Source organism: Pseudoduganella sp. R-32, assembly GCF_049913245.1.
Lineage (GTDB): Bacteria > Pseudomonadota > Gammaproteobacteria > Burkholderiales > Burkholderiaceae_D > Rugamonas.
Genome location: NZ_CP183987.1, coordinates 6,863,376 through 6,869,375, shown reverse-complemented (window position 1 = coordinate 6,869,375; position 6,000 = coordinate 6,863,376). Strand labels below are relative to the sequence as shown.

The window sequence follows — 6,000 nt, the reverse complement described above, 5'->3', positions numbered from 1 at the left end:
GAATCTATCTATATGCAAAAAGTGTGGGAGGGCGTTCGTAATCGCCACACGTAACGCGCTATTCTAGCCGCTAAGTCGGAAGTTATCCACAGGTTAACCAGAAATTTTGCACAAGCGTGCTGGGGTTGGGTTTTTCGCAACCAAACTTATTCAAACCGGTAAACCGGTGCCTGACCCGCAGGGTCAGGCACCGATCCGCGGCTGCCGCAGGCAGTGTCAGACCCTGCGGGTCTGACACTGGTTTACCGGTTTAAGTGGTTGACAGTAAACCGAAAAATCCTGATAATTCTGGGTTCCCCGCCCGTAGTCCGTAATTTTTCAGATACGATGCGCGGATTTAGCGGGCAGTGAGATTGGCGCAGTGCGCGAAATGTCATTGGCACCAACATTTTTAGGGACACCTTTCCCGTCCCGATTTTGTATTTTTAAGCGAGACCAACATGAAACGTACTTACCAACCTTCCGTTGTGCGTCGCAAGCGCACCCACGGCTTCCGCGCCCGTATGGCTACCCGTGGTGGCCGTCAAGTCCTGAACGCACGTCGTGCAAAAGGCCGCAAGCGTCTGGCTGTAGTTTAAGCACGCTTGTTAGCTGATCGCGTGGAAAGCTGTCCTAACAGCTCGACAGGCGAAGGCAGACACGACTTCGCTCGCGCTCGGCGCATCATAAAAACGGATGAATTTTCATCCGTTTTTAGTTTGCGGCCAACGCAGAAGAGCGCGCACTTCGTGCTCTATACCCGCCAGAACCAGCTGCCGAATGCGCGGCTGGGCATTGTCGTTGCCAAACGCTTTGCACCGCGCGCGGTTACCCGCAACACCATCAAGCGCGTCACGCGCGAACTGTTCCGCGTGTCCAGCCTGCCTTCCATTGATTGCGTGGTGCGCCTGTCGCGCCCCGTCAATAGCAAGGACGGTCCGGCCACCACGGCCAAGCTGAAGGCCGAACTGCGCCAGGAACTGACGCGCCTCTTTGCATCTGCCAACAAGGCCAGGCCGGCAAAATGAAAACGCTGCTGACCATCCTGCTGCGCTTTTACCAATGGGTCATCCGTCCGCTGATGGGTGCACCGAGTTGCCGTTTTTACCCTAGCTGCTCCAACTATGCGCTCGAAGCTGTGCGCGAGCATGGTGCGGCTCATGGCAGTTACCTGGCGTTTCGCCGGGTTTGCCGCTGCCATCCCTGGAACGCGGGCGGGGTCGATCCCGTGCCGCCCAAGCACTTCAACCACTCCTGAAGAACCGAATGGATATCAATAAACGCTCAATCCTGTGGATCGTCTTCGCGGTCTCGCTGGTTATCCTGTGGAATAACTGGATGATCTCGACCGGCAAGCCGTCCATGTTTGCTCCGGCTCCTGCCAAGCCAGCCGCCGTAGCTTCGGCCTCCGCGACTGCCGCGGGCACGCCTGCTTCTGCTGCCGCTGCCGCCGGCGCTGCTGCTGCGGTGAATGGCACTGCGGTTGCTGCTCCGATCAAGACCGAAGTGGTGACCATCACCACCGACGTGATGCGCGTCGATATCGACACCCTGGGCGGCACCATCAAGCGCCTGGAACTGCTGAAGCACAAGGGCAGCGCCGATCCGGGCTGGCTGGGCGGCTGCTGGGGCCTGTTCGAGTTCTGCAAACCTAAGGGTGGCAACAACACCGAAGTGCTGTTCAGCGAGAACGGCAAGCATATCTACCTGGGCGAAACCGGCCTGGTGAACGCGCCTAACCTGCCTAACCACCAGACTCCATTCGTGGCCCAGCCGGGCGCGCGCGTGCTGAACGACGCCAACCAGGTCAAACTGGTGCTGGAAGCGGAGCAGGGCGGTGTCAAGCTGGTCAAGACCTTCACCTTCAAGAAGGGCGACTACGTAGTGGACGTGCAGCATACCGTCACCAATACCGGCGCCGCGCCGGTGAGCCCTCAGCTCTACCTGCAGCTGAAGCATGACGGCACGCCACCGGAAGGGTCGGGCTTCATGAACCCATCGTTCATCGCCCCGACCATGTACACCTCGGAGAGCCACTATAAGAAGTACGAGTTCAAGCAGATCGAGAAAGATGCCAAGTCGCTGGCGGAAGATCCCAAGTTCAAGCCTGGCCACGTGACCGAGGCAAAGGACGGCTGGGTCGCTATTGCGCAGCACTTCTTCGTGTCCGCTTTCGTGCCGCAGGATAAGCTGGAGCGCACTATCTTCACCAAGAAAGAAGGCGACAACCTGTACTCCATCGGCGTCGTGCAGCCGCTGGGCACCCTGGCGCCTGGCGCGTCGGTGACCAACAATGCCCGCCTGTACTCCGGCCCGCAAGACACCGACACCCTGAAGCAAGTGACCGAAGGCCTGGACCTGGTCAAGGACTACGGCTGGCTGGCCATCGTGGCGCGCCCGATGTGGGCGGCAATGGCTGCCATCCACTCCGTGGTTGGCAACTGGGGCTGGACCATCATCGCCTTCACCGTGGCGATCAAGCTGCTGTTCTTCCCGCTGTCCGCCGCTTCCTTCCGCTCGATGGCGAAGATGAAGACCGTGACGCCGAAGATGACCGCCATCCGCGAGCGCTACAAAGGCGATCCGCAGAAGATGAACCAGGCCATGATGGAGCTGTACAAGACCGAGAAGATCAATCCTCTCGGCGGTTGCCTGCCGATCCTGGTGCAGATGCCGGTGTTTATCGCCCTGTACTGGGTGCTGAACGCGTCGGTTGAAATGCGCGGCGCTCCATGGGCGCTGTGGATCACCGACCTGACCCAGCACGACCCATGGGCGATCCTGCCGATCCTGTACGCGATTTCGATGTACATCACCACCCGCCTGAACCCGCAGCCTGCGGATCCGGTGCAGGCGAAGATGATGATGTTCATGCCGATTGCCTTCTCGGTCATGTTCTTCTTCTTCCCGTCCGGCCTGGTGCTGTACTGGGTGGTGAACAACCTGCTGTCGATTGCGCAGCAGTGGGTGATTACCAAAAAGCTTGAAGTTGGCGTCGCCAAGTAAGTAATGAAAAGCCCGCGCCAGACGCGGGCTTTTTTTAACCGGTAAACCGCCGAAACCCCAGGCCGTGGAGCAGACAGTGTCAGACCCTGCGGGTCTGACACAGGTTTACCGGTTTTAGAGAATAAAATCACCAAATGAACCTAGACTCCTCCCCCATCGCAGCAATCGCCACAGCCCCCGGCCGCGGCGGCATCGGCGTCGTGCGCGCATCCGGCAAGAACCTGCAGTCGCTGGCAAAAGCCCTGTTCAAGGACGCAGACCTCAAGCCCCGCCACGCCACCTACATCCCCTTCACGCAAGCCGACGGCACCGTGATCGACCAAGGCATCGCAATCTGGTTCAAAGCCCCGCACTCCTACACCGGCGAAGACGTCATCGAACTGCAAGGGCACGGCGGCCCGATCGTCCTGCAAATGCTGCTGCAGCGCGTGCTGGAAGCCGGCGCCGAACAAGGCCTGCGCCTGGCCGAACCCGGCGAATTCACCCGCCGCGCCTACCTGAACGACAAGCTGGACCTGGCCCAGGCCGAAGCCGTCGCCGACCTGATCGACGCCTCCACCGAAGCCGCCGCCAAATCCGCCAGCGCAAGCCTGAGCGGCGCCTTCTCGCAGACCATCCACGCCCTGGTAGAACGCGTCACCCACCTGCGCATGCTGGTGGAAGCCACGCTCGACTTCCCGGAAGAAGAAATCGACTTCCTCGAAAAGTCCGATGCACGCGGCCAACTGAAAGGCATCGTCGAAGCCCTCGACCAGGTGTTCAAGCAAGCCTCGCAAGGCGCGCTGCTGCGTGAAGGCCTGAACGTGGTGCTGGTCGGCCAGCCGAACGTGGGCAAGTCCTCACTCCTGAACGCACTGGCCGGCGCCGAAGTCGCCATCGTCACGCCGATCGCCGGCACCACGCGCGACAAGGTCAGCGAGACCATCCAGATCGAAGGCATCCCGCTCAACATCATCGACACCGCTGGTATCCGCGGCCACGATGAAACGGTGGACGTGGTGGAGCGCATCGGCATCGAACGCACCTGGGGCGAAGTGGGCAAGGCCGACGTCATCCTGCACCTGCTGGACGCCGACCACGGCCCGACCCGCCATGACGAAACCATCGTCGCGAACTTCCCGCCAGGCGTGCCGGTGCTGCGCATCTGGAACAAGATCGACCTGTCGGGCCACAAGCCATCGGTCGACCAGATGGCCGATGCAACGCACATCTACCTCTCCGCCAACGAGAAGACCGGCATCGACCTGCTGCGCGCAGAATTGCTGCGCATCGCCGGCTGGCAGCAGACCGGCGAGTCGCTCTATCTCGCGCGCGAACGCCACCTGATCGCCTTGCGCAACGCGTCCCGCCACCTCGACTATGCCGGCCAGCACGCGGCGCAAACCGACCAGTCGCTGGACCTGTTCGCGGAAGAACTGCGTCTCGCGCAAGTGCAGCTTTCCACCATCACCGGCGAGTTCTCGTCGGACGACCTGCTGGGCGTGATCTTCTCCCGCTTCTGCATCGGCAAATGAAGCACCGCTAATTGGCGGGACGGGAGAAGATGTTGACGAGATTGCCGTCAGGGTCGCGTAGCAGCAAGGAGCGGTTCCCCCACGGCATTCTCGTTGTCGGCATGACGACATCAACGCCATTGCCGGCTACCCGCTCGAACACTGCATCCACGTCGCTGACTTCAAACTCCAGGATCGCTGATTGATTGGCTGCCGCTTTTGCCGCTCCCGCATTGAACAGGGCGATCAGCCGTTCTGAAGAAAGGGCTAGCGCGGCCCCGTTGAAGTGGATTTCTGCAAAACCCTCTGCGGGACGGTTTGCCGCGATGCCGGAAAGGTGCTGGTAAAACGCGATCATGCTGTCGAGATCCTGCGTCACCACGCGTACCGATGCGAATTTCATTCTGAGCTCCTGATTTGAAAGAGGGCCCAGTTTAAGTTCCTATCCTGCCAGATTCTGGCAGTATTGATTCGGCGGCTTCCCGATGCGCCTTGCGCCATTCGCGCAGCAGGGCGGCGCGTCGCTTCGGATAGCGTTCATGCGTTTCCCCTGTTGCCAGAATCCGGTCTGCACGGAAGTTGCGGAAGCCGTTTCTCAGCTCGCACCAGCACATCAGCACCCTGGCCTGGTCAAAATAGACCAAGGCAAAAGGCCATACCACGCGTTGCGTCCGGATGCCGCTGCCATCCACGTAAGTGATCAGCAGCTTCTGCTCGGAGCGCACGGCATTGCGCAGCATGTCGGGAGACGGCGGGTTGCCTGGCCTGCGCAATGGGGCGCCAACCAGCAGCGCCGACTCATCCAACTCGCGTCGCAACTCTGCAGGCAACACGGCTGAAACCTTGGCCAACACATTCATGGCTCCCTCGACCAGCGTCGGGTCGCAACGATCCGCGACCCAGCGCATGCCCAGCACCAGGGCATCCAGCTCTTCCGAGCCAAACATCAAGGGCGGCAGCATAAAGCCGGGCTTCATGACGTAGCCGATACGCGGTTCGCCTTCAATCATGGCCCCTTGGGCCTGCAGGCTGGCGATATCGCGATACAAGGTGCGGATGCTGATGCCAAGTTCATTGGCCAGGACCTGGCCGCTGACCGGGCGGCGGTAGCGCCGCAGGACTTGCAAGAGATTGAGCAGGCGTTCGGAACGTGACATGGGTTTGGCAGTTGCAGTGAAAGCGGGATGCAAAGATAAGGCATCTTCGCGGCTTCCGCATCATTGTGATGTCACGGAACAAAGTCCTATCGCGCCGGCGCATCCCATTGGAATATTTATGTTTCTTTTGGTGCGCTGGCGCACGTTGCGTCCCCTATGCCACTGATTTAATCCTGCTATTATTTTGTTGAGGCAGGTCATGCTCCTGTCCGCGCAAAGCAGTAACCTTGGTTCCAGGGCTTGTCAGTAAAGGGGAATATCGTGGAGACGCAACAGGAAATCCCACCCGCACAAAGTGTCGCAACGGCCGAGCGTCCAAGCGGCGTGCGCCAATCGCTGCCTCCCAAAGGCTCCTGCTGGTACTG

7 protein-coding genes are annotated in these 6,000 nt (G+C 60.2%); 5 read left to right on the top strand and 2 right to left on the bottom strand.

What is annotated here, in order from left to right; genetic code table 11:
• Positions 1-440: 440 nt before the first annotated feature.
• From rpmH to mnmE, 5 genes are all read left to right on the top strand, one after another.
• On the top strand, positions 441-578 hold the full coding sequence (gene rpmH, locus ACN9MU_RS31425) for a 50S ribosomal protein L34 (protein WP_078035393.1): 138 nt from the start codon (positions 441-443) through the stop codon (positions 576-578).
• A 21-nt stretch (positions 579-599) separates the two neighbouring features.
• Positions 600-1,007, top strand: a complete 408-nt coding sequence (rnpA, locus tag ACN9MU_RS31420) for a ribonuclease P protein component (RefSeq protein ID WP_426319733.1) — start codon at positions 600-602, stop codon at positions 1,005-1,007.
• On the top strand, positions 1,004-1,237 hold the full coding sequence (yidD, locus tag ACN9MU_RS31415; protein ID WP_426166301.1) for a membrane protein insertion efficiency factor YidD: 234 nt from the start codon (positions 1,004-1,006) through the stop codon (positions 1,235-1,237). The genes rnpA and yidD overlap by 4 nt, the downstream gene beginning before the upstream one ends.
• A gap of 8 nt (positions 1,238-1,245) precedes the next feature.
• Complete coding sequence (yidC, locus tag ACN9MU_RS31410; RefSeq protein ID WP_426319731.1) at positions 1,246-2,985, top strand: membrane protein insertase YidC; 1,740 nt, start codon at positions 1,246-1,248, stop codon at positions 2,983-2,985.
• Between the two features lie 134 nt (positions 2,986-3,119).
• A complete protein-coding gene (mnmE, locus tag ACN9MU_RS31405; protein ID WP_426343928.1) occupies positions 3,120-4,499 on the top strand; it encodes a tRNA uridine-5-carboxymethylaminomethyl(34) synthesis GTPase MnmE in 1,380 nt (459 codons plus the stop codon).
• 7 nt (positions 4,500-4,506) lie between these two features.
• Here the strand turns inward: mnmE and ACN9MU_RS31400 are convergent, their stop codons facing one another.
• Both ACN9MU_RS31400 and ACN9MU_RS31395 read right to left on the bottom strand, forming a co-directional pair.
• Positions 4,507-4,881: a VOC family protein gene (locus tag ACN9MU_RS31400; RefSeq protein ID WP_426343927.1), complete on the bottom strand. Its 375-nt coding sequence runs from the start codon at positions 4,879-4,881 to the stop codon at positions 4,507-4,509.
• A 31-nt stretch (positions 4,882-4,912) separates the two neighbouring features.
• Positions 4,913-5,635 (bottom strand): helix-turn-helix transcriptional regulator, encoded by a 723-nt coding sequence (locus tag ACN9MU_RS31395; protein WP_426343926.1) that lies wholly within the window; start codon positions 5,633-5,635, stop codon positions 4,913-4,915.
• Positions 5,636-6,000: the final 365 nt, after the last annotated feature.

What these genes read in the sequence shown, in the direction of transcription:
- mnmE (WP_426343928.1), top strand. Translation starts at nt 3,120, where the DNA reads ATGAACCTAGACTCCTCCCCCATCGCAGCAATCGCCACAGCCCCCGGC.
- yidC (WP_426319731.1), top strand. Translation starts at nt 1,246, where the DNA reads ATGGATATCAATAAACGCTCAATCCTGTGGATCGTCTTCGCGGTCTCG.
- ACN9MU_RS31395 (WP_426343926.1), bottom strand. Translation starts at nt 5,635, where the DNA reads ATGTCACGTTCCGAACGCCTGCTCAATCTCTTGCAAGTCCTGCGGCGC.
- rpmH (WP_078035393.1), top strand. Translation starts at nt 441, where the DNA reads ATGAAACGTACTTACCAACCTTCCGTTGTGCGTCGCAAGCGCACCCAC.
- yidD (WP_426166301.1), top strand. Translation starts at nt 1,004, where the DNA reads ATGAAAACGCTGCTGACCATCCTGCTGCGCTTTTACCAATGGGTCATC.
- ACN9MU_RS31400 (WP_426343927.1), bottom strand. Translation starts at nt 4,881, where the DNA reads ATGAAATTCGCATCGGTACGCGTGGTGACGCAGGATCTCGACAGCATG.